A 19,677-nucleotide genomic window follows, 5' to 3' on the forward strand; every position below is an offset into this window, starting at 1 on the left:
GGTCACCACATCACCGGCAGGCGCTCGGGCAGGCGCTTCATGAAGCCCGTGCGCCAGACGAGCTGCTCGACCGGGACGGCCAGCCGGATGCGGGGCATGGCCTTGAGGAGGGCGAGCAGCGCGGTTTCGGCGTGCTTCTTGCCGAGGGCGGTCGCGGGGCAGTAGTGCGAGCCGCCGCCGAAGGAGAAGTGGGCGGAGGAGTTGGCCCGGGTGAAGTCGAGGCGGTGCGGGTCCGGGAAGACGGAGGGGTCGAAGTTCGCGCCCTCGGGCAGGACGAGCACCAGCTCGCCCGCCTTGACCCGGACGTCGCCCAGGGTCATGTCCTCCATGACCAGGCGGGGCAGGCCGTCGCCGATGGACAGGTTGATCCGCAGCAGCTCGTCCACGGCCTGGGGCATGAGCTCCGGGTGGTCGGCCAGGTGGTCGGACTCCTCCGGGTGGGTGAGCAGGGTGACCAGCGCCATGGCGAGGAACCCGGCGGTGGAGATGACGCCCGCGCCGAAGAGGGTGACGCCGACCGTCGCGAACATCTCGTCGGAGACGTGCTCGTAGCCCTCGGTGCCGCGCAGCTTGGCGAGGTCGCCGATGAGCCCGGTCCCGGTGTCGTCGAGACGCGCCTTCATGTAGGCGATGTCGCGGTCCCAGTTCAGGCGCGCCGCGGGGATCTCGGTGGCGCTGTTCATGAAGGCGATCGGCAGCGACTCCGCGAGGAGCGGTGCCGCGTCGTGCGGGATGCCGAGGATCTGGCAGTGCATCGCCTCGGAGAACGGGTCGGTGAACATGGTGCGGACGTCGACGGGGGCGCCGTGCTGGAGCATCCGCTCGACCAGTTCGGCGGCGTACTCGTCCATCCACTGCTGGAGGCCGGGGGACTTGGGGTTGATGGCCTTCATGACGGCCTTGCGCAGGCCGGCGCCGGTGATGTTGCCCATGTTGTTGACGACCTCCGGGGGGATCGTCAGCGCGTACTGGCGGGGCACACCGGGGTCGGAGGTGTTCTTGAGGCTGAACCGGTCGTCTTCGAGGACCTGCTTGACGAGTTCGTACGAGGAGACGAGCCAGGCCTCGGCTCCGGCGATGGTGCGGACCTTCACGACCGGGGGGAGCTCGTCGACCTGGGTGGGCAGGTGCGTTCCGTCCCACGTGAAGGGGAATTCGAGGATCGGCTCCGCGTGGGTGGTCACAGCTGGTCTCCTTCGGTGGCGGGGGTGACGATGGCGTGGCCCTGGTTGCGGGAGGCCCGCAGTCCGGCGCCGCGCGAGTAGAGCAGGTCCGCCATCGGCAGCGCCTGGTGGTAGCAGTTCAGCGACGAGGGGACGCCGAGGATCGCGGGGGTGTCGAGGAAGAGCGGCGCCTCGGCGCACACGTAGTCCAGGCACACCGCCCGCTGGTGAGCGGTGGGCTGCTGGCCCCCGAGGACCTTCGACGACAGGAAGATGTCGACGAGTTCGTTGCAGGTCTCGGCGAACGCCGGGTCGGTGTGCAGCCGTTCCAGCAGGTCGGCGTGCATGGCGTCGTAGGCCGGTATCCCGCGCAGCGAGGACATCGGCCTGCCGCGCAGGCGGGTGCCCGACGGGTCGATGTCGGCGACGGCGTTGGTCACCTTGGCGCGTACCCCGCGCAGGTTCTTGACGGTCTTGCGGCGGGCCTCGTCGGGGGGATAGCCCATGGCCTCGTACATTTCGGCGACGTGCAGGTCGGTGTAGATCAGGTCTGCCTGCTCGAAGTTGTCGAGCGCCCACTCGGCGAGGGCGTGCACACGCTGGGCGGAGAAGTAGGAGTTGCCGGGCGAGATGCCGATGACGGCGTGGCCGCCCTCGTCGGCGATGACCTGGCAGTGCGGTGTGTACGCGTCGACACGGAAGGCACTGGTTCGAGTGGCTGTTGTCATGGGAGTGGTCGCATCCCTGTCGCCGCGATTCCCCGCGCGGACCCCGTGTCCCGGGTGCGGCGGCGACGAGCTGAAGCTATACGAACACTGGAGGCCTGGGACGATTACCGTGGAGTTCGTCTCGGTTACTGAAATCACATGTTGCCCGAGTCAACTGCAACGGCCTGTAAGCGCGTTGATCCGGACGGTTAAGTGACGTTCCGACACGTCCGCTGGCGGGTCGGCCCTTTCGGAGCCCGGATTCCGATTTGAGCGGTATCGAAGGCTCCGTCGGCCGTGCGGGCGTGTCGCGCGGCACGCGGCGGGTCGCGGTTCCGCTCGCGGCTCCCTCGCCCATAGTGGGGCCATGCAGTCCGAGGAGAGCCCGGTCCGCGTGGTGCTCGTGGAGGACCACCCGCTGTTCCGCAAGGGACTGAGGTCGGCGCTGGAGAGCGCCGAGGACATCGAGGTGGTGGGCGAGGCCGAGACCCTCGCCGAGCTGGCGGGCGCCATCGGGGCGGGGCGGCCGCAGGTGGTGGTGATGGACCTGTCCCTGCCCGACGGGTCGGGCCTGGAGGCCACCCGCCGGCTCACCGAGGAGCATCCCGGCGTGTCGGTGCTGGTGCTGACGATGGCCGACGACGACGGCACCCTCCTCGCCGCCCTGCACGCCGGTGCCCGCGGCTACCTGCTCAAGGGCGCCGGGCGGCAGGAGGTGCTGCACGCGGTGCGCACGGTGGCCGCCGGGGGCGCGGTGTTCGGGCCGGACGTGGCCGCGCGGATCGCTGTACTGGCCACCGGGGGCGGGCGGCGCGACGCCGAGCGGCTCTTCCCCGCCCTGACCGCGCGCGAGGTCGAGGTGCTCGACCTGATCGCCCGCGGCCACGACAACCGGCGCGTGTCCCGCGAGCTGTTCCTCGCGGAGAAGACCGTACGCAACCACGTCACCCGCATCTTCGAGAAGCTCGGCGTCACCACCCGGGCGGAGGCCGTCGCCCGCGCCCGGGACGCGGGGCTCGGCGCGGGCGACGCCCCGGAGTGACGCCGCGGCCCGGCGGGGGTCCGGCGGTCCGCGTGGCGGGTGGGCGACCTCCCGGCGATTCGGGCGCGGGGGGCCGGGCCCGGGCGGGGTGCGGGGTTACCGTCGGCGGCATGGACCGGATGCGCCGGGGATGGCGTCAGTGCGTGCTCGGCGGGGCGGTGTTCGCCGTGTGCATGATGGGCACCACGCTGCCGACCCCGCTCTACGGCCTCTACCAGGAGAAGTTCGGCTTCTCCGAGCTGACCGTCACCGTGGTGTACGCCGTGTACGCCTTCGGGGTGATCGGGGTACTGCTGCTGGCCGGCAACGCCTCGGACGCCGTGGGCAGGCGGCCGGTGCTGCTGGCGGGGCTGGGGTTCGCGGCGGCGAGCGCCGGGTGCTTCCTCCTCGCCACCGGGCTGGACTGGCTGTACGCGGGGCGGCTGCTGTCGGGGCTGTCGGCCGGGCTGTTCACCGGGGCCGCCACGGCCTACGTGATCGAGTCGGCCCCGCCGGGCGGCGGCGGCCGGGCCACGTTCGTGGCGACGGCCGCGAACATGGGCGGGCTGGGCTGCGGTCCGCTGGTGGCGGGGGTGCTCTCGCAGTACGCACCCCGGCCGCTGTACCTGCCGTTCACCGTGCACCTGGTCCTGGTGGCGCTGTCGGCCGCCGTCCTGCTGGGGCTCGGGGAGACCGTACGGCAGCGGCGGCCGCTGTCCACCGTGCGGCCGCAGCGGCCGGGGCTGCCCGCGCCGGTGCGGCCCGTGTTCGCTCCGGCGGCGATCGCGGCCTTCGTCGGGTTCGCGCTGTTCGGGGTGTTCACCTCGGTCAGCCCGGCCTTCCTCGCGGAGTCCCTGGGGGTGCACAACCGCGCCGTGACCGGGCTGGTCGTCGCGCTGGCCTTCTTCGCGTCGACCGCGGGGCAGCTGGCCGTGGGCCGGGTCGGTGCGCGGCGGTCGCTGCCGCTGGGCTGCGCGGGGCTCCTCGCCGGGCTCGCGCTGCTCGCGGGCGCGCTGTACTGGGACCTGCTGGTGCTGGTGGTGCTGAGCGCGCTGGTCGGCGGGACCGGCCAGGGGCTGGCGTTCCGCGGGGCGCTGTCCGTGGTGGCGCGGGCCTCGCCGGCCGACCGGCGGGCCGCGGTGATCTCGACGCTGTTCGTGGTGGCGTACACGGGCATCTCGGTGCCGGTGATCGGGGTGGGCCTGCTGGTGGAGCCGGTCGGGCTGGAGGGTGCCGGGCTGGTGTTCATCGCCTGCATGGCGGTGCTCGTGTCGGCCGCCGGGGCCTATCTGCTGCGGCGTCCGGCGACGGCGTAGCCCTCCTCCCGGCGGCGCGCGGTCCCGGCGTGTCCGGTACCGGTACGCCCGGTGCCGGTGCGCCCGGTACCGGTACGTTCAGTCCTGCGGCGGGGCCTCCTCGGCGGCCGGTGCCTCGACCGCGGCCGGGTCGAGGACGCGGTCGAGGAAGTTGCGGGTGCGTGCGTGCCGCGGACGGGTGACGACCTGTTCCGCGGGCCCCTGTTCGACGATCACGCCGCCGTCCATGAAGACGACCCGGTCCGCGACCTCCCGGGCGAAGCTCATCTCGTGGGTGACGACCATCATGGTCATCCCCTCCCCCGCCAGGACGCGCATGACCGACAGGACCTCACCGACGAGCTCCGGGTCGAGCGCCGAGGTCGGCTCGTCGAAGAGCATCACTTCGGGCCCCATCGACAGGGCGCGGGCGATCGCGACGCGCTGCTGCTGGCCGCCGGAGAGCTGGGCCGGGTAGGCGTCCGCCTTGGCGGCGAGGCCGACGCGCTCCAGGTTCGCGCGGGCGACGGCGGCGGCCCGCTCCTTGCCGGTGCCCAGGACCCTGCGCTGCGGCAGGGTCAGGTTGGCGGTGACGTCGACGTGCGGGAAGAGGTTGAACTGCTGGAAGACCATGCCGATGCGGCGGCGTGCGGCGTCGATGTCCACGTCGGGGTCGGTGAGTTCGGTACCGCCGACGAAGACCTGGCCGCCGGTCGGCTCCTCCAGCAGGTTGACGCAGCGCAGCAGGGTGGACTTGCCGGAGCCGGAGGGCCCGATGACGCACACCACCTCGCCGCGGGCGACGTCGAGGTCGATGCCCCGCAGGACGTGGTTGTCGCCGAAGGACTTGTGCAGTCCCCGGATCTCGATCTCCGGACGGTCCGTGCCCACGGTGTCCCCCGTTCCCTTCGTCTGTGGCATCGGTTCCTCACGTGGCCTTGTCGGCGCGGGCCTCGAGCCGGCGCACCACGAAGCTCAGGGGCACGGTCACGAGGAGGTAGCACAGGCCCGCGACGAGGATGGGGGTGGAGTTCGCGGTCTCGCTGGCGAGGTCGCGGCCGAACTTGGTCAGTTCCCGCTCCTCCAGGGTCACGCCGAGGAAGAGCACCAGCGAGGAGTCCTTGAAGAGGAGGACCAGTTCGTTGGTGAGCGGGGGGATGACGATGCGGAACGCCTGGGGGATGACCACGGACACCATGGCGCGGGCGTGCGAGAAGCCCAGCGAGCGGGCCGCTTCCATCTGGCCCTTGGGCACGGCCTGGATGCCCGCGCGGATGGTCTCCGCCATGTAGGCGGCGGCGACCAGGCCGAGGCCGAGCGCCACCTTCCCGTAGATCCCTCCGGGGATGGCGGTCCCGGGAAAGGCCAGGGGGACGGCCACGCCGACGAAGATGAAGATCAGCAGGGCCGGCAGGCCCCGGAACAGCTCGATGTAGACGCTCGCGACCCAGCGGTACGGGGCCACCGAGGACAGCCGCATCAGGGCCACGACCAGGCCCAGGACCAGGCCGAACAGGAACCCGGAGAAGGTGTACACCACCGTGTTCCGCAGGGCGACGGTGATGATGTCCGGGAAGAGCCTGGCGGCCAGGTCGGCCTGCGCGAACTGGTTCTGCAGCCGGCCCCAGTCGGCGAGCACGCCGACCAGGACCAGTACGGCGACGAAGACCGCGTACTGGACGCCCTGCCAGACGCGGCGCCGCTGCCGCCGGGTCAGCCGTGAGGTCACGACGTCGCCTGGGGCAGCGGGCCGATCCACTGTTCGTAGATCTTCTTGTAGGTGCCGTCGGCCTTGGCGTCGGTGATCGCCTTGTCGATCGCGGCGAGGAGGGCGGTGTTGCCCTTCTTCACCGAGAAGCCGTACTGCTCGCCGGTCTCGATGTTCTGCCCGGGGACGAACTCGGAGGCGTTCGCCGGGTCCTTGAGCCAGCCCTGGACGACCGGGTAGTCGATGACGACCGCGTCGACCTGGCCCGTGCGGAGGCCGTTGAGCACGGCGTCCGAGCTCTCGAAGGCGACGGGGTTGAAGCCCTGCGCCTTGGCGTAGCTCTCGCCGGTGGTCTCGGCCTGCGCGCCCAGCTTCTTGCCCTTGGCCTTGAGGTCGGCGAGGGAGGTGATGCCGCTCTTCTTCGTCGCCAGCAGGGCCTGGGTGGCGTCGAAGTAGGGGACGGAGAAGTCGACGTTCTTCTTGCGCTCGTCGGTGATGGTCATGCCGGCGGCGGCGAGGTCGCACTGGCCGGAGTTGAGGAAGGCCCCCGTCTTGAAGTTCTCGAACGGCGTGTCGAGGATCTTCTGCTCGACTGCGAGCTTCTTCGCGACCAGGTCGACCAGGGCGACGTCGAAGCCCACGACCTTGCCGTTCTGCTCGAACTGGAACGGCGGGTAGGGCAGGTGGGTGCACGTGGTCAGCTTGCCCTTCTCGACGACGCCCACGCCCCCCGCCGCCTCCCCCGGTCCGCTGTCACCCGACGAACATCCGGCGGCGAGGAACACGCCCGCCGCGGCGGCGGCGCCGGCCAGGGCCCGCAGGCGCCGGCGGGCGGGGTGGCGGCGGGTGCCGTCGCGGTGACTGCGGTGTCCTTCGGCCGTCCGGAACACGGTTGACCTCCACGGGTGCGGGGGGAGCGGCGGTCGCGGGAGGAGACCGTCCGTCGCGATCGTAAGCCCCGGTGACGCACCGGCAAGGGAGCCTGCGCGATGCGGCGCGAAGCGTTCCGTGACGAGGTTCCGGGGGCGGGAGGAGTCCGGTGCGGGAAGGGCGTCCGGCCTTCCCGGTGCGTTCTCGCTAATACTTCGTCAACGCTTTCCGGTATTCCCTCCGGGGCGGCCCGCCACGTGCGCCGAGAACGCCCTGATGGGAGCCCTCCCTTACGCCGTACGGGCTACCTCCGGGGTCTGTTCGCGCGTTCACCGCGTGTGCGGGAACACATGTCGCGCCTGTGGACCTCGTGTCAGGATCGGGGCGGGACAGCGCGGATTCCTCCATATGCCGACACATCCTCACTCCCCCGCCGTCCGCGAACTCCATTCCACACGGGATTTCCCCACGGCCACAACGGGCCGGAGCGGCCGGAATTCGACCACGGGTCGAGCGGCTTTCCCCTCACCGTCCACCCCGACACTTCCGGGAAGGCGAATATCGTGACACGTCTGCGCCATGGAAACAGGCTGTTGCACAAACTGTCGGTCCAGTTCGGCTCCGGCCCGCCGGGAAGGGCCCCGCAGCCCCGCGGGAGGCGGTTACCGGGCCCGCGGCCGCACCCTTCACCCGCCCGGACGGCGGCCGCACCCGAGGTGGAGCTGGACCGGACACCGCTGGACCGGATCGAGCCGTTCGTGGGGACCGAGCGGACGGAGACCGTACGGGACACCCTGCACGGAGTGCGCGACCTCCTCGACGGGCGCACGGTCTGGCACATCAGCGACAACCCGCTCCGGGGCGGCGTCGCCGAACTCCTGCGGGCCAATCTCCCCTACCTGGCGGGCGAGGGCATCTCCACCCGCTGGACCACCCTCGACGGCCCGCCCGAATTCCGGGCGTTCACCAAGTCCCTGTACCACCGGCTGTGCGGCGTGGGGCCGGAAGAGGACGCCGAGGACCTGGAGCGGGGCCGGCGGATGTACGAGCGGACGTGCGCGGAGAACGCGGCGCGGCTCGCCCCGGCATTGGACCGGCGCGCCATCGTCGTCCTCCACGACCACCAGACCGCCGGACTCATTCCCCATCTGCGCGCGGCGGGCTGCACGGTGCTGTGGCGGGCCCACATCGGAACGGCGCTGCGGGAGGAACTCGCCGTGCCCGGATGGGATTTCCTGCACCGCTACCTTTCCTCCGCGCACTGCCACATCACCTCCCAGCCCGGGGTGCTGCCCGCCGGACTCCCGGCGGTGGACCGCCGGGTGCTCCGGCCGTCCATCGACCCGCTGTCCACGAAGAACATCCCGCTGCACCCCGGCACCGGTCCGTCCGGTCTGCTGGCCGCCGCCGGCCTGGTCGAGGAGGAGGGCGGTGCCCCTCCCGGAGGGCGCGCCCTGGCCGGCCTCCTGGTGCGCCGGCCCGCGCGGGTGGTGCGGGACGGCGGTCCGGCCCCCGCGGGCGCACCCCTGGTCACCCAGGTGAGCCGGTGGGACCGGGTCAAGGACATCCCCGGAGTGATCCGGGGGTTCGCCGAGTACGTCGATCCGGCCTTCGACGCCCACCTGCTGCTGGTCGGCCCGGAGACCGGGGGCGACCCGCAGGCCGGGCGGGTCTTCGCCGAGTGCCGCCAGGTGCGGGCGGGCCTGGGCCGGCGGGGGCGGCGCGTGCACCTCGTCCAGGTGCCGACCGGCAACCCGTCGGAGCACGCGCTGACCGTCAACGCCATCCAGCGCCACTCGGCCGTGGTGATCCAGAAGAGCCTGGCCGAGGGCTTCGGCCTGACCGTGTCCGAGGCGGCCTGGAAGGGGCGGCCGGTGGTCGCCGCGCCCGTCGGGGGCATCCGGGAGCAGGTCGAGCACGGCACCACCGGACTGCTCCTCTCGGACCCCCGCGACCTGCGCGGGCTCGGGGAGGCGGTCAACCGGCTGCTCTCGGACCGCGGTTACGCGGAGGAGCTCGGCAGGAACGGCCACCAGCGCGTGCTGCGGGGCTTCCTCACCGACAGCAGCGTCCTCGGATTCGCGCGGCTCCTGTCGGACGCCGCCCAGCGCTACCGGTAGAGGAGCCCGACGTGACGGCAGTACGCATCCTGGCCCTCGGGGCCCATCCCGACGACGTCGAGCTCTTCTGCGCGGGGACGCTCGCCCACTACGCCCGGCAGGGCGGCGAGGTCACCGTCGCCGTCGCGACCAACGGCGAACTCGGCTCCCGCACCCTGCCCCCCGCGCGGACGGCCGCGGTCCGCGAGGAGGAGGCGCGCCGGGCCGCCGGCGTGCTCGGCGCGGAACTGCTCTGGCTGGGGCAGCCGGACGGCTTCCTCTTCGACACGGCGGAGACCCGCCGCCAGGTCGTCGAGGTGCTGCGCCGGGTCCGCCCGGACGTCGTCTTCGCCCACCACCCCGGCGACTACCACCCCGACCACCGCGCCGTCGGCCTGCTGGCCGGCGCGGCGCGGCTGCTGGCCCGCGAGCCCGCCCTCGCCACCGGGAGCCCCGCCCTCGACCGGGTGCCTCCCCTGTTCCACATGGACACCCTGCTGGGGAAGAACGCGGGTCCCCCGGACCTGTGGGTGGACATCACGCGGACCATGGCGGTGAAGGAGGCGATGCTGGCCGAGCACACCAGCCAGAACAGCGCCCGCAAGGAGCGCAAGGGCGCCGACTTCCTGGACCTGACCCGCGAGCAGGCCGCGCACCGCGGCCTGGAGGCGGGGGTCCGGTACGCGGAGGCCTTCACCTGCGCGCCCGCCCATCCCGCCGCCTCGGTGCACGACCTGGTCCCGGACGGCGCGGGCATCCGCCTCCCGGTCCTGCCCGCCCCGCGGTGAGCGGCGCGAAGGGCAGGGGAACGGCCGCCCTGTACGCGGTCTTCTTCCTGAACGGGATCGTCCTCGCGAGCTGGGCCCCGCGCATCCCGCAGGTCAAGGAGCAGCTCGGACTGTCGGACGGGCAGCTCGGCACGGCCCTGCTCGGGGTGGCGCTGGGGTCCGTACCGGCGATGCCCGCAGCCGGCCTGCTGGTCAACCGCTTCGGCAGCCGGCCCGTGGCCCGGTGCGCCGCCCTCGTGTACGCCCCCGCCATCGCACTGCCCGGGCTGGCCGGCTCACTGACCGGGCTGCTGCTGGGACTCGCCGTCCTCGGGGCCTCGGTCGGGGCGCTGGACGTCGCCATGAACGCGCACGCGGTGGACCTGGAGCGGCGCACCGGCCGGGCGAGGCTCTCGTCCTTCCACGGCCTGTTCAGCGCCGGGGCGCTGGCGGGGGCCCTGCTCGGCACCGCCGCGGCCGCCGGGGGCGTGGCACCGCGGACGCAGTTCGCGGTGTCCGCGGCCGTGGGGGCGGCCGTCGCGGGGCTGGCGGTGGCCGCCCTGCACCCGGCGGCCCCTCCCCCGCCACCGCCGCGGCGCGGGGACGGCGACGGGGGCGGGCAGGGGGGCGGGGGTGCCGTCCGGCTGCTGCCGCTCAGCGCGCTGGGCCTGTCCGTGCTGCTGATCGAGGGGGTGATGACCGACTGGAGCAGCGTGTACCTGGCGGACTCGCTGGGCGCGGGACCCGGTACGGCGGGTGCCGGGTACGCGGCCTTCGCGCTGGCGATGACGGCCGGGCGGCTCGGCGGCGACCGGGCGGCCCGGGCGTTCGGTCCCGTACGCGTGGTGCGCTGGGGAGCCGTGCTGAGTGCGGCGGGGGCCCTGGCGGCGCTGCTGTCCGGGTCCGCGGCGGCCTCGGCGGCGGGGTTCAGCGCGGTCGGGCTCGGGATCTCCGCGTCCTTCCCGCTGGTGGTCGCGGGCGCCGGCCGGGTCCCCGCCCGGGCGGGGACCGCGGTGGCGACGGTGTCCACCACCGGCTACTTCGCCTTCCTGGCCGGACCTCCGCTGATCGGCTTCCTGGCCTCCCACGGGGGCCTGCGCACCGCCCTGTTCCTGCTGCCGGCGCTCGCCCTGGCGGCCGCCGCGCTGGCCCCCGCGCTGGCCTCGGGAGGGGGTGGGAGTGATCAGGAGCGGCGCGGGGCCGGGCCGGGGTGCCCGGAGGACTCTCCGGCGGGGGCCTCGGGCTCGTCCGCGTCCTGGAGGCCCGGGAAGCGGTAGGGGTCCAGTGCCCACTGCGGCGTCGCGGAGGAGAGTCCGTACGTCGGTGCGGGGTTCACGGTGTTCATCGGACCTCCCGGTAGTGGAGTCATCACTGAACGTCATGACTCGTGACGCTCCGCGTTCGGTTGCCGTGATCGGGCGTTCCCACCCGAACGCCCCCAATGGCATCTGGTCACACCGGCTCCCGGCATGCGCGCGGGGCCGGGCCCGGGGTGGTCCCGGGCCCGGCCCCGCGCGCTCCGGCGGGTGTCAGCGCCGCTGCGGGCACGTCTTCCAGGAGAAGTGGTACACGGTGTTGAAGCTGCCGTCGGTGGAGTCCATGGCGACGTAGCTGGTGGTGTTCGCCGTGTCGGAGGTGCCGGCCTGGGCCCGCAGTTCGGTGTTGATGTTCAGGTTCCGCTTGGCCCCGCAGGGGTGGAAGACCAGGGCCTCGACGGGCACCGCGTCCGACACCTGCCAGTTGCCCTCGGCCGGGCCGTTCAGCGTGTGGCTCCGGTAGGCCGTCTGGGACATGCCCTGGAAGTAGTAGCTGGCGTTGCGGGTGGCGCTCGCGCCCGGTGCGATGCTGGCGAAGCCTCGGTAGTCCGCCTTGGCGATCGCGTAGGTGTAGCCCTGGGGGACGTTCACGCTGAGGCCGAGCTGGCAGTTCTTGCGGGAGTCGGTCGCCTTGGCGTCCTTGCCGACCTGGGCGAGGTACTCGCTGTACGTCACCGTGAAGGCCGTGTTGTCCGGGGAGACCGCGACGTTGGCGGTGCCGGGGCGACAGCCGGAGCCGTTGACCTGGACCACGTCGACGGTGATCTGCCCCGGGGGCGCCGGGAACGGCAGGGCGGGCGCGGCGCCCGCGGAGGGCGTGAGGGCGGCAGCGGCGAGCGCGGCGGCCGCGCCGGCAGTGAACACCGTTCTGAGCATGGGGAGTCCTTCCGATCGCTGCTGTGCGTGATCGGCACGAACCGTTCCACACTCCCCGCGGCCATCGGCGCAGGCGCGGCAGCCGCCACCCCCGCCATCTCCCACGTGACCCCCGTCCGGGGCAGTCATCCGACCATCACACCGGGCGCCGGGGCGATCTCCGCCACGCCCCGGCCGCGTTTTGGCTCGGAAGGGGCGGCCCGCGCGGCCGTCCGGCGGCAGACTGGGCCGTGTCTTCGCGATCAAGCCCACGAGGGGGTCCGGCGCGTGCCCGTTCCGATCATCATCGACTGCGACCCCGGGCACGACGACGCCCTGGCGATCATGCTGGCGGCCGGGGACCCCGGCGTCGACCTCCTCGCCGTCACCACCGTCGCCGGGAACCAGACCCTGGACAAGACCACCCTCAACGCCCGCCGGGTCCTGACCCTCGCCGGCGTGACGGACGTGCCCGTCGCCGCGGGCTGCGACCGGCCGCTGCTCCAGCCGCTGGCCGTCGCCGCCGACGTGCACGGCGAATCCGGCCTGGACGGACCGCAGTTCCCGCCGCCGACGGTCGACGTGGCGCCCGAACACGCGGTGGACCTCATCCACCGGATCCTCACCGAACACCCCGAGCCGGTCACCCTGGTGCCCACCGCCCCGCTGACCAACATCGCCCTGCTGCTGACCCGCCACCCCGACAGCGCCGCCCGCATCCGCGAGATCGTGCTGATGGGAGGCTCCGTGGGGCCCGGCAACCGCACGCCGGCCGCCGAGTTCAACATCTACACCGACCCGGAGGCCGCCGCCGTCGTGTTCGGCAGCGGGGTGCCGGTCACCATGTGCGGGCTCGACGTGACCCACCAGGCCCTGGCCACGCCCGAGGTACTGGCCCGCTTCGAGGCCCTCGGCACCGAGATCGGCGCCGTCTGCGTGGAACTGCTCGGCTACTTCGCCTCCGCGTACCAGCGGCTGTGGGGCATGCCCCACCCGCCACTGCACGACCCGGTGGCGGTGGCCCGGGTGATCGACCCGGCGATCGTGGGCTGCACGGACGCCAACGTCGTGGTCGAGCTCCAGGGCCGCCACACCCGCGGCGCCACCGTCGTGGACCTCCACGCGTACACGGGCCGGCCCGTCAACGCCCGGGTCGCCACGACCCTGGACACGGAGCCGTTCTGGGACCGCATGGTCGGCGCGGTGGCCGCACTCGGCCCGCGCGGATCCCGGAGCGGCTGATCCGCTCAGCCCGCCACCGGGTACATCAGGCCGCGCCGCCCCTCCGGGGAGGTCAGCCACTCCAGCTTCTCGGCGGTGTCGGTGCCCGGCAGCGGGGTGTGCAGCACGATCGACAGGTCGGGCCGCGCCGGGACCCGCAGCTGGGTCGACTCCACGTGCAGCGCGCCGACCACCGGGTGCACCATCCGCTTCTGCAGCTGGCCGCCCGGGCGGATGTCCCGCCGCTTCCACAACGCGGCGAACTCCGGGCTGAGTTCGAGCGCCTCCTCGACCACGGCCCGGAACCCGTCGTCCCCGGGGTGCTCCGAACAGGCCGCACGGAAGTGGGCCACGACGTCGCAGGCGTTGCGCTCCCACTGCGGGGAACGCTCCTTGTAGATCGGGTCGGTGAAGAAGGCGATCAGGCAGTTCTGCACGGTGTCCGGGGTCATCCCGAAGACCAGCGCGGCCGCGTCGTTGTACATCACGGTGTTCCAGTGGACGTCCATGATGTGCGCCGGGAAGGGCATCCAGGCCTCGATCAGCCGCCGCAGGCCGTCGCACTTGCCCCGGTCCCCCGGGGCCACTTGCAGCGCGGGCGGGTTGAGTCCGGCGAGTACGTACAGGTGGCGCCGCTCGGCGCTGGTCAGCTGCAGCACCCGGCTCACGGAGTCCAGCACCTGCGCGGAGACGGTGATGTCGCGACCCTGTTCCAGCCACTGGTACCAGGACACGCCGACCCCCGCCAGCACGGCGACCTCCTCCCGGCGCAGCCCCGGCGTGCGGCGGCGGGCCCCGCCGTCCGGCAGCCCGGCCTCGCCCGGCGAGATCCTCGCGCGCCGGCTCATCAGGAACTCCCGCAGCTCGGCCCGGCGGTGCTGGTCGATCGGCGTGGCCACGCGTTCCCCCTGTTCGGCACCCTGGTGGTGCCACCAACAGGATAAGTTCCCACTCTCCACCGGCATTCCCGTGCCGTGAGGGTGGTGCCATGACGACAGACACACAGGCCCCCGCGGCCGCCGGGCCGCACACGGCCGCACCCGAGAAGACGCCCCGGCTGACCGGCCGGGCCAGGCTGGTCCTCTTCGTGCTCTGCGCCGCCCAGTTCATGGTGGCGCTCGACTTCTCCGTCCTGAACGTGGCGCTGCCCGCGCTCGGCAGGGACCTGGGCCTGAGCCAGTCCGGCCTCCAGTGGGCGGTGACCGCCTTCACCCTGCCCTCCGGCGGCTTCCTGCTGCTCTTCAGCCGGATCGGCGACCTGTACGGCCGCAAGAGGCTGTTCCTGGGCGGCCTCGCGGTCTTCACCGCGGCCTCCCTGCTCGCCACCCTCGCCTGGGACCCCGCCTCCTTCCTGGCCGGGCGCGCCCTCCAGGGCCTGGGGGCGGCCGTCATCGTGCCGACCGGCATGTCGCTGCTGACCACGACGTTCCCCGAGGGCCCGCTGCGCGACAAGGCCCTCGGCATCTCCGGCACCCTGCTGTCCCTGGGCTTCACCGTCGGCATGGTGCTCGGCGGTGTCATGACCGACACCCTCGGCTGGCGTTCCACCATGGGACTGCTCGCGGTCGCCGGGCTGCTCGTCCTGTTCCTCGCGCCGGGTCTGCTGGCGGAGTCGCGCACCCCGGAGCGGCCGCGCCTCGACGTCCCGGGCGCCGTCACCGTCACCGGCGGCCTCCTCGCCCTGATCTACGCCCTGTCGACGGCGGCCGAACGCGGCTTCGGCGGCGCGGACGTCAAGGTCTCCCTGGTGGCCGGACTCGCCCTGCTCGCCGCGTTCGTGGTGGTGGAGTCGAAGTCCCCCGCCCCGCTGGTCTCGCTGCCGATGCTGGGGCGGCGCACGGTGGCCTGGGGCAACGTGGGCGGCCTGGTGACCTTCTCGATGATGTCGACGGTCGTCTTCGTACTGACCCTGTACCTCCAGGAGACGCTGCGCCTGTCCTCCTTCCTGACCGGGCTGGTCTTCGGCGTGCAGGGCGTCACCTCAGCCTTCGCCGGCGCGTACGCCCCCCGGTTCATCGGCCGCTTCGGCGCCCGCCGCGTCCTGATCGGGTCGCTGCTCGCCCAGGGCGCCTTCACCGCCGCACTGCTCGGCATGGGCACGGAGTCGGGGGCCCTGCTCGCGTCGCTGGCCGTGTCGGTGGCCAGCATGGGCCACCTCGGCGCGATCATCTCGTACGGGGTGATCGTGACGAGCGGTGTGCCGGACGAGGAGCAGGGGCTCGCCACCGGTCTGGTGACCACCACCCAGCAGGTCGGGCTGACCGTCGGCATCCCGCTGCTCGGTGTCCTGGCCACCACGCAGGACGGCCTGTTCGACGGGGTGCGGCTGGTCCTGGCGATCGACGCGGCCGTCGTGATCGGCGCGGCCCTGCTGGTCGCGGCCGGTCTCGGCCGGCGGAAGGCTTGACGCGCGGCGCGGCGGGCCGGGGCGCGGAGGCCCCGGCCCGCTCCGGCGCGGCTCCGTCCGTGCCGGGAGGGGCCGGCCCCGGGTGCGGGGCCGGCCGTCCCGGCTAGACGGTGGTGGAGAGGAAGGGACTGTGGAGTCCGGCCGGGTGCGCCGCACCGGCCGCCGGGGCCCGGAACCACTCGGCTCCCGGGGCGGCGGGTGTGCTGCGGACCGGTGCCGGGGCGGGCTGGGCGCTGCCGGACACGATGAGGGCGAGTAAGACCGCGGCGGCCTCGCTCTGCAGGACCCGGGCGGCCTGCTTCAGCCGGCCGGCATCGGGGACGGGGATGGACAGGGCCACGCATTCGGCGTTCGGGCCGGAGGTGATGGGGACGGCCGCGCACACCGTGCCGAGGGCGTACTCCTGGAGGTCGAGCAGCGGGGTGTTGGGCCTGCGCGTGTCGAGCTGGTGGAAGAGGGCCCGCTCGCTGCCGATGGTGTGCGGGGTGAACTTGGACATCCGGTGGCGGTCCAGGTGGTCCTTCCTGTCGTCGTAGTCGAGCTGGGTGAGCAGGGCCTTGCCGACCGCGGAGGCGTGGGCGGCCGACCTGAAGTCGACCCACTCCTCGACGACGGGCGCGCCGGGGCCGTCGGCGTACTGGGTGATGGAGACCTCGCCGTCGGTGTAGCGCGCCACGTAGACGGCGGCCCCGACGGCGTCGCGCACCCAGGCGAGGGTTTCCTTGACGTGGCCGCGCCCTTCGCCTCCCGCCGCGCCGGCCAGCAGCAGGGCGTGGCCGGCGACGTAGGCGTCGGGGCCGGTCGGGGCGGCCAGACCGGTGCGGACGAGCTGTTCCACGGCGCGGGCGATCGTCAGTTGGGGCAGTTTCGTCTCACGGGCGATCTGGGTGAGGCTGACGCCGCCCGAGTACCGGTTGACCACCTCCAGGACGCGCAGGGCCTGGTGTACGGATGCCAGTGCGGCGGGCGCCGGCCGTCCTTCGGGGCTCGTGCGGGCGGCGTGCGTCAGCCGGGGCTGCTTGAGGGCTTCGAGTGCCCACGCGTTGGCCTCCCCCGTCAGGTGGAGGGGGTTGAGGCGTGCGTGGTGGGCCACGGCCACGGCGACCGGTGGACTGGGGGTGAACACGTCGCCCAGGTCGGGGTGTTCGTGGTTGGGGCGGGCCGCGATCGCCTGGCGCAGCCGCGCGGGCAGCCGGTAGGGCGGCCGTGCGGCCCGGCCGGGCCCGCAGGTGAGGGAGCTGAGGTCCTGGGTGGTGATGGGCGGGGAGGTCCAGATCACCGAGGCGGCCAGGGCCGCTTCGATGTCCTCCGGGACCTGCGGCAGGTGCGGCAGGTGCTCCTCGGCGGGCAGGGTCCGGGCCTGCTGCTTCCAGTGCCGGGCGGTGCGGACCTCCGCGCGGGAGAGGTGGTGGAGGTAGAGGCACTGCGCGGCGGTGCGGGAGCCCGCGCCGGCCGCGTACTGGAACCAGAACCGCGCCCCCTCCGTCCGCTCCGTCAGGTGGAGCAGACAGCCGAACAGCAGGGCCGAGTCCACTCCGTGGGGCCAGGATTCGGCGTGCAGGGCGAGCTCCGCGAAGTCCCGGCTCTCCACGAGGGACCAGGTGACGTCGTCCAGGACGCGGGCCGCCCGCACGTGGCAGGCGGCGTCGAGCACCAGGTCGTCGTGGTCGGCGGTGGCGTTCTGCCCCCGGGTGGGCAGGTCCGGGCCGGTGGCGCCGATCGCGGAGCGGGCCCGGTCGGCCACGATCCGGCGGGCGATCCGGCGCCGGGCGGCCCCCTCGTCGTAGCCCGCGTACTCCTCCGCGAGCACCGCGGCGTTCTTCAGGGCCGCGTCCAGTTCGCACAGCGGCATGTCACGGTCAGCAGGCATGTCGCTCACTGGTCCTTCTCCTCTCCGGGGATCCAGTCCACCCCGAGCTTGCGGGACAGGGTGCGGCGTGCGCCGCGTACGTGCGAACGGACCGTCGCGGGGGAGATCCCCATCATCCGGGCCACCGTGTCGGAGTCGTTGCCCAGCAGGAACGCGAGCAGCACCACGTCGTACTGCCGCTCGGACAGTTCCGCGATGGCCGCGTACAGGCCGAGCTTGGATTCCAGCAGTTCGAGCCGTTCCCTGGACGAGCGGCGCAGGGCCGAGAACCACGCCGTCTCCACCATGGCCACCTGGCGGCCGAGGGCCGCCAGCCGGCGTTCGACGTGTTCGCGCAGCACCGCCCAGGCGAAGCCGTGCAGGCTCGCCTCCTTCAGGGCCTGGCGCCACACCTTCAGCAGGAAGGTGAACACGTCGTCGACGACTTCCTGCGCGTCCTTGGCGTTGCCCAGCTGGAGATGGGCGTAGCGCAGGTACGCTCGGTGCTGCTGGGAGTGGAACGCGGTGAACTCCACGGGCAGGACGCCCGCCAGTTCACTGGAGACCGTCTGGTCCCCCGCCGGGTCGAACTCGCCTTCGCTCATGCACTCCCCCACCGTTGCTCGTCGCCGCCCTCCAGGGCGGTGGGTGTCACATCGCTCGAGAAAACACGGACCGTGGTGGCGACTATCAGCGCGAGGGCGACAATCTCGGCAACATTCACTTCGGCGCGAAACCTTCCGGATGGCGTGTGGGGTGGTCGGCTGCCCGCCCCCGTCCGCGGCAGCCGTGGAGCGGCGAGCGCCCCCATCTCCACCCCATCGGAAATCGCGGCCGATCGTGCAAGCCGGTCCCGGAAATCTTCCGGAAGAGTGGCATCCGTGGCCCCGCACGCCCCCTCGGCACCGGCGCGCGCCCCCCGTGCACGGGTGCGCGCCCCGCACCGGGCCGCGGCTGCGCCTGCGGGCGCGGGGTCCTTCTCTGCGCAAGACTCGGTCCCACTGCCGCGCCGGACCGGCCGGCGCTCCCGAGGAGGCTCCGCATGAACTGGACGCTCGAAGTGGTCCCGGTCCCGGTCACCGACATGGACCGGGCCAAGGAGTTCTACGCCGACGCGGTCGGCTTCGGGGTGGACCTCGACGACGAGGTCGCTCCCGGAGTGCGCATCATCCAGCTGACGCCGCCCGGGTCGCGGTGTTCGGTGGCGCTGCTCCAGGGGATGCCGCCGGCCCCCGGTGCGTCGGAGATGGCGCCGGGCACGCTGCACGGCCTCCAGCTCTGCGTCACGGACATCGAGGCGGCCCGCGGGGAGCTGGTGGCGCGCGGGGTGGACGTCTCCCCGGTGCGCCACCTCGGGGCGGCCGGCTGGGAGGACGGGAAGGGCGACACCTGGAACTCGTTCCTGACGTTCCGGGACCCCGACGGGAACGGCTGGGTGGTGCAGGAGGCGCCCTCGGAGCTGTCGCAGCGCTGAGCGGGTGGCGCCCTCCCGGCGGCCGCGGCGCCGGGCCGGCCGCGTCCCGGCGGGGTCAGTCCTGGGCGCGGGCGGTGACCGGCGCGTCGCTGCGGTCGCCGAGGAACTCGTACCAGCGCCGCTGGAGGCACAGGTAGCGGGTGTCGGCCTCGGCGAGGTCGAGGAAGGAGTCGACGGTCGCGGCAAGCCGCTCGCCGAGCCCCCGGTCGCCCAGCGCCCCGTCCTCGGTGAACTCCTGATGGGCCATCGCCAGGCTGAACATGTCGGGGTAGACCCGCGCCCCGAGGTGTTCCAGCGGGACGCGCAGCGCCCACAGGCCCCGGTTGCCGCCCACCATCGAGGGCGAGGCCGACACCAGCAGGACCTGCTTGTCCTTGAAGGGCTGCGGCCGGACGCGGGAGACCCAGTCGACGGCGTTCTTGACCACCCCGGGGACGGAGGCGTTGTACTCGGGCGAGGCGATGACCAGGGCCTGCGCCGCCTCGATCCGCTCGCGCAGGGCCAGCGCCCCCGGCGGTACGCCCTCGTCGGCCTCCAGGTCGCCGTCGTACAGCGGCATCGGGAAGTCGCCGAGCATGGCGGGCTCTGCGGTGGCGCCGGCCCGTACCACCAGGCTCGCGACCAGGGCGGCCAGTCGGGCGTTGACCGATCCGGTCCGGGAGGAGCCCGAGAGCACGAGCACGTGCAGCGAGGACCTGCCGGTGAGTCCCCCGTCGTGCGGGCGGGCCGGGTCCGACGGGAAGCGGTCCTGGTCGGTGGTGTTCACGGCTGTCTCCCTTGCCGGTGCGCGGCCTGCGGTGGCGGAGGCGGGGGTGCCCGAAGCGGACTGTACGGGGAGCCCGGGCCGCGCCGGTCCGGGCGCACCGGGCCCCTTCGGCGCGGCGCACGGAGATCACCCGGGTGCCCGGCACGGCTGCGCGGCGTC

General features: G+C 73.3%; 17 protein-coding genes and 1 pseudogene. 8 read left to right on the forward strand and 10 right to left on the reverse strand.

Annotated features, from left to right (window positions below; genetic code table 11):
* Window positions 1-2 precede the first annotated feature (2 nt).
* The gene (locus tag ACIPW5_RS01145; protein WP_401238603.1) at window positions 3-1,184 is read right to left on the reverse strand and encodes a cytochrome P450; all 1,182 of its coding nucleotides are present in this window, start codon (window positions 1,182-1,184) and stop codon (window positions 3-5) included.
* Complete coding sequence (locus tag ACIPW5_RS01150; RefSeq protein WP_401238606.1) at window positions 1,181-1,891, reverse strand: tRNA-dependent cyclodipeptide synthase; 711 nt, start codon at window positions 1,889-1,891, stop codon at window positions 1,181-1,183. The genes ACIPW5_RS01145 and ACIPW5_RS01150 overlap by 4 nt, the downstream gene beginning before the upstream one ends.
* Before the next feature lie 346 nt (window positions 1,892-2,237).
* Here ACIPW5_RS01150 and ACIPW5_RS01155 point away from each other — a divergent pair, with 346 nt between their 5' ends.
* On the forward strand, window positions 2,238-2,912 hold the full coding sequence (locus ACIPW5_RS01155) for a response regulator (RefSeq protein WP_401238608.1): 675 nt from the start codon (window positions 2,238-2,240) through the stop codon (window positions 2,910-2,912).
* A 110-nt stretch (window positions 2,913-3,022) separates the two neighbouring features.
* Complete coding sequence (locus ACIPW5_RS01160) at window positions 3,023-4,207, forward strand: MFS transporter (RefSeq protein ID WP_401238610.1); 1,185 nt, start codon at window positions 3,023-3,025, stop codon at window positions 4,205-4,207.
* Between the two features lie 78 nt (window positions 4,208-4,285).
* Here ACIPW5_RS01160 and ACIPW5_RS01165 read toward each other — a convergent pair whose 3' ends face one another.
* Genes ACIPW5_RS01165 through ACIPW5_RS01175 form a run of 3 tightly spaced genes read right to left on the reverse strand, consistent with a single transcriptional unit; the run spans window position 4,286 to window position 6,715 of the window.
* The gene (locus tag ACIPW5_RS01165) at window positions 4,286-5,107 is read right to left on the reverse strand and encodes an amino acid ABC transporter ATP-binding protein (RefSeq protein WP_401238613.1); all 822 of its coding nucleotides are present in this window, start codon (window positions 5,105-5,107) and stop codon (window positions 4,286-4,288) included.
* A 7-nt stretch (window positions 5,108-5,114) separates the two neighbouring features.
* Window positions 5,115-5,915 (reverse strand): amino acid ABC transporter permease, encoded by an 801-nt coding sequence (locus ACIPW5_RS01170; protein ID WP_401238616.1) that lies wholly within the window; start codon window positions 5,913-5,915, stop codon window positions 5,115-5,117.
* Window positions 5,912-6,715, reverse strand: coding sequence for an ABC transporter substrate-binding protein (locus ACIPW5_RS01175; RefSeq protein ID WP_401240045.1), 804 nt, complete (start codon window positions 6,713-6,715; stop codon window positions 5,912-5,914). Before ACIPW5_RS01175 ends, ACIPW5_RS01170 begins: the two co-directional genes overlap by 4 nt.
* Window positions 6,716-7,480: 765 nt before the next feature.
* Here ACIPW5_RS01175 and ACIPW5_RS01180 point away from each other — a divergent pair.
* Genes ACIPW5_RS01180 through ACIPW5_RS01190 form a run of 3 tightly spaced genes read left to right on the forward strand, consistent with a single transcriptional unit; the run spans window position 7,481 to window position 10,907 of the window.
* Window positions 7,481-8,884, forward strand: a complete 1,404-nt coding sequence (locus tag ACIPW5_RS01180; protein ID WP_401238618.1) for a glycosyltransferase — start codon at window positions 7,481-7,483, stop codon at window positions 8,882-8,884.
* Between the two features lie 11 nt (window positions 8,885-8,895).
* A complete protein-coding gene (locus tag ACIPW5_RS01185; RefSeq protein ID WP_401238621.1) occupies window positions 8,896-9,651 on the forward strand; it encodes a PIG-L deacetylase family protein in 756 nt (251 codons plus the stop codon).
* The gene (locus ACIPW5_RS01190) at window positions 9,648-10,907 is read left to right on the forward strand and encodes an MFS transporter (protein ID WP_401238624.1); all 1,260 of its coding nucleotides are present in this window, start codon (window positions 9,648-9,650) and stop codon (window positions 10,905-10,907) included. The genes ACIPW5_RS01185 and ACIPW5_RS01190 overlap by 4 nt, the downstream gene beginning before the upstream one ends.
* Before the next feature lie 252 nt (window positions 10,908-11,159).
* On the opposite strand, the gene ACIPW5_RS01195 is transcribed toward ACIPW5_RS01190, so the two are convergent.
* Window positions 11,160-11,822, reverse strand: a complete 663-nt coding sequence (locus ACIPW5_RS01195) for a DUF4360 domain-containing protein (protein ID WP_401238626.1) — start codon at window positions 11,820-11,822, stop codon at window positions 11,160-11,162.
* A gap of 267 nt (window positions 11,823-12,089) precedes the next feature.
* On the opposite strand from ACIPW5_RS01195, the gene ACIPW5_RS01200 reads away from it, so the two are divergent.
* Entirely contained in the window at window positions 12,090-13,043 is a 954-nt protein-coding gene (locus ACIPW5_RS01200) for a nucleoside hydrolase (RefSeq protein ID WP_401238627.1), read from the forward strand.
* Window positions 13,044-13,048: 5 nt separating this feature from the next.
* Here the strand turns inward: ACIPW5_RS01200 and ACIPW5_RS01205 are convergent, their stop codons facing one another.
* Window positions 13,049-13,870 carry a helix-turn-helix transcriptional regulator gene (locus ACIPW5_RS01205; protein ID WP_401240047.1) on the reverse strand — a complete coding sequence of 274 codons (822 nt, stop codon included), beginning with the start codon at window positions 13,868-13,870 and terminating at the stop codon, window positions 13,049-13,051.
* Window positions 13,871-14,010: 140 nt separating this feature from the next.
* Between ACIPW5_RS01205 and ACIPW5_RS01210 the strand changes: the two genes are divergently transcribed.
* On the forward strand, window positions 14,011-15,429 hold the full coding sequence (locus tag ACIPW5_RS01210) for an MFS transporter (protein WP_401238630.1): 1,419 nt from the start codon (window positions 14,011-14,013) through the stop codon (window positions 15,427-15,429).
* Window positions 15,430-15,670: 241 nt separating this feature from the next.
* On the opposite strand, the pseudogene ACIPW5_RS01215 reads toward ACIPW5_RS01210, so the two are convergent.
* Together ACIPW5_RS01215 and ACIPW5_RS01220 are read right to left on the reverse strand one after the other, a co-directional pair.
* Window positions 15,671-16,438 (reverse strand): annotated as a pseudogene (locus ACIPW5_RS01215) (IclR family transcriptional regulator C-terminal domain-containing protein); the annotation flags it as partial.
* 866 nt (window positions 16,439-17,304) lie between these two features.
* The gene (locus ACIPW5_RS01220) at window positions 17,305-17,883 is read right to left on the reverse strand and encodes an RNA polymerase sigma factor (RefSeq protein ID WP_241253482.1); all 579 of its coding nucleotides are present in this window, start codon (window positions 17,881-17,883) and stop codon (window positions 17,305-17,307) included.
* 437 nt (window positions 17,884-18,320) lie between these two features.
* Between ACIPW5_RS01220 and ACIPW5_RS01225 the strand changes: the two genes are divergently transcribed.
* Entirely contained in the window at window positions 18,321-18,752 is a 432-nt protein-coding gene (locus ACIPW5_RS01225) for a VOC family protein (protein WP_401238633.1), read from the forward strand.
* Window positions 18,753-18,807: 55 nt separating this feature from the next.
* Here the strand turns inward: ACIPW5_RS01225 and ACIPW5_RS01230 are convergent, their stop codons facing one another.
* Window positions 18,808-19,440 carry an NADPH-dependent FMN reductase gene (locus ACIPW5_RS01230; RefSeq protein WP_401240049.1) on the reverse strand — a complete coding sequence of 211 codons (633 nt, stop codon included), beginning with the start codon at window positions 19,438-19,440 and terminating at the stop codon, window positions 18,808-18,810.
* Window positions 19,441-19,677: the final 237 nt, after the last annotated feature.

Source organism: Streptomyces sp. NPDC090077, from assembly GCF_044747545.1.
In the GTDB taxonomy this organism is placed as follows: Bacteria; Actinomycetota; Actinomycetes; order Streptomycetales; family Streptomycetaceae; genus Streptomyces.

Coding starts and splice junctions, on each gene's coding strand:
- ACIPW5_RS01150 (WP_401238606.1), bottom strand. CDS start 1,891: ATGACAACAGCCACTCGAACCAGTGCCTTCCGTGTCGACGCGTACACA.
- ACIPW5_RS01155 (WP_401238608.1), top strand. CDS start 2,238: ATGCAGTCCGAGGAGAGCCCGGTCCGCGTGGTGCTCGTGGAGGACCAC.
- ACIPW5_RS01160 (WP_401238610.1), top strand. CDS start 3,023: ATGGACCGGATGCGCCGGGGATGGCGTCAGTGCGTGCTCGGCGGGGCG.
- ACIPW5_RS01165 (WP_401238613.1), bottom strand. CDS start 5,107: ATGCCACAGACGAAGGGAACGGGGGACACCGTGGGCACGGACCGTCCG.
- ACIPW5_RS01195 (WP_401238626.1), bottom strand. CDS start 11,822: ATGCTCAGAACGGTGTTCACTGCCGGCGCGGCCGCCGCGCTCGCCGCT.
- ACIPW5_RS01205 (WP_401240047.1), bottom strand. CDS start 13,870: ATGAGCCGGCGCGCGAGGATCTCGCCGGGCGAGGCCGGGCTGCCGGAC.
- ACIPW5_RS01210 (WP_401238630.1), top strand. CDS start 14,011: ATGACGACAGACACACAGGCCCCCGCGGCCGCCGGGCCGCACACGGCC.
- ACIPW5_RS01220 (WP_241253482.1), bottom strand. CDS start 17,883: ATGAGCGAAGGCGAGTTCGACCCGGCGGGGGACCAGACGGTCTCCAGT.
- ACIPW5_RS01225 (WP_401238633.1), top strand. CDS start 18,321: ATGAACTGGACGCTCGAAGTGGTCCCGGTCCCGGTCACCGACATGGAC.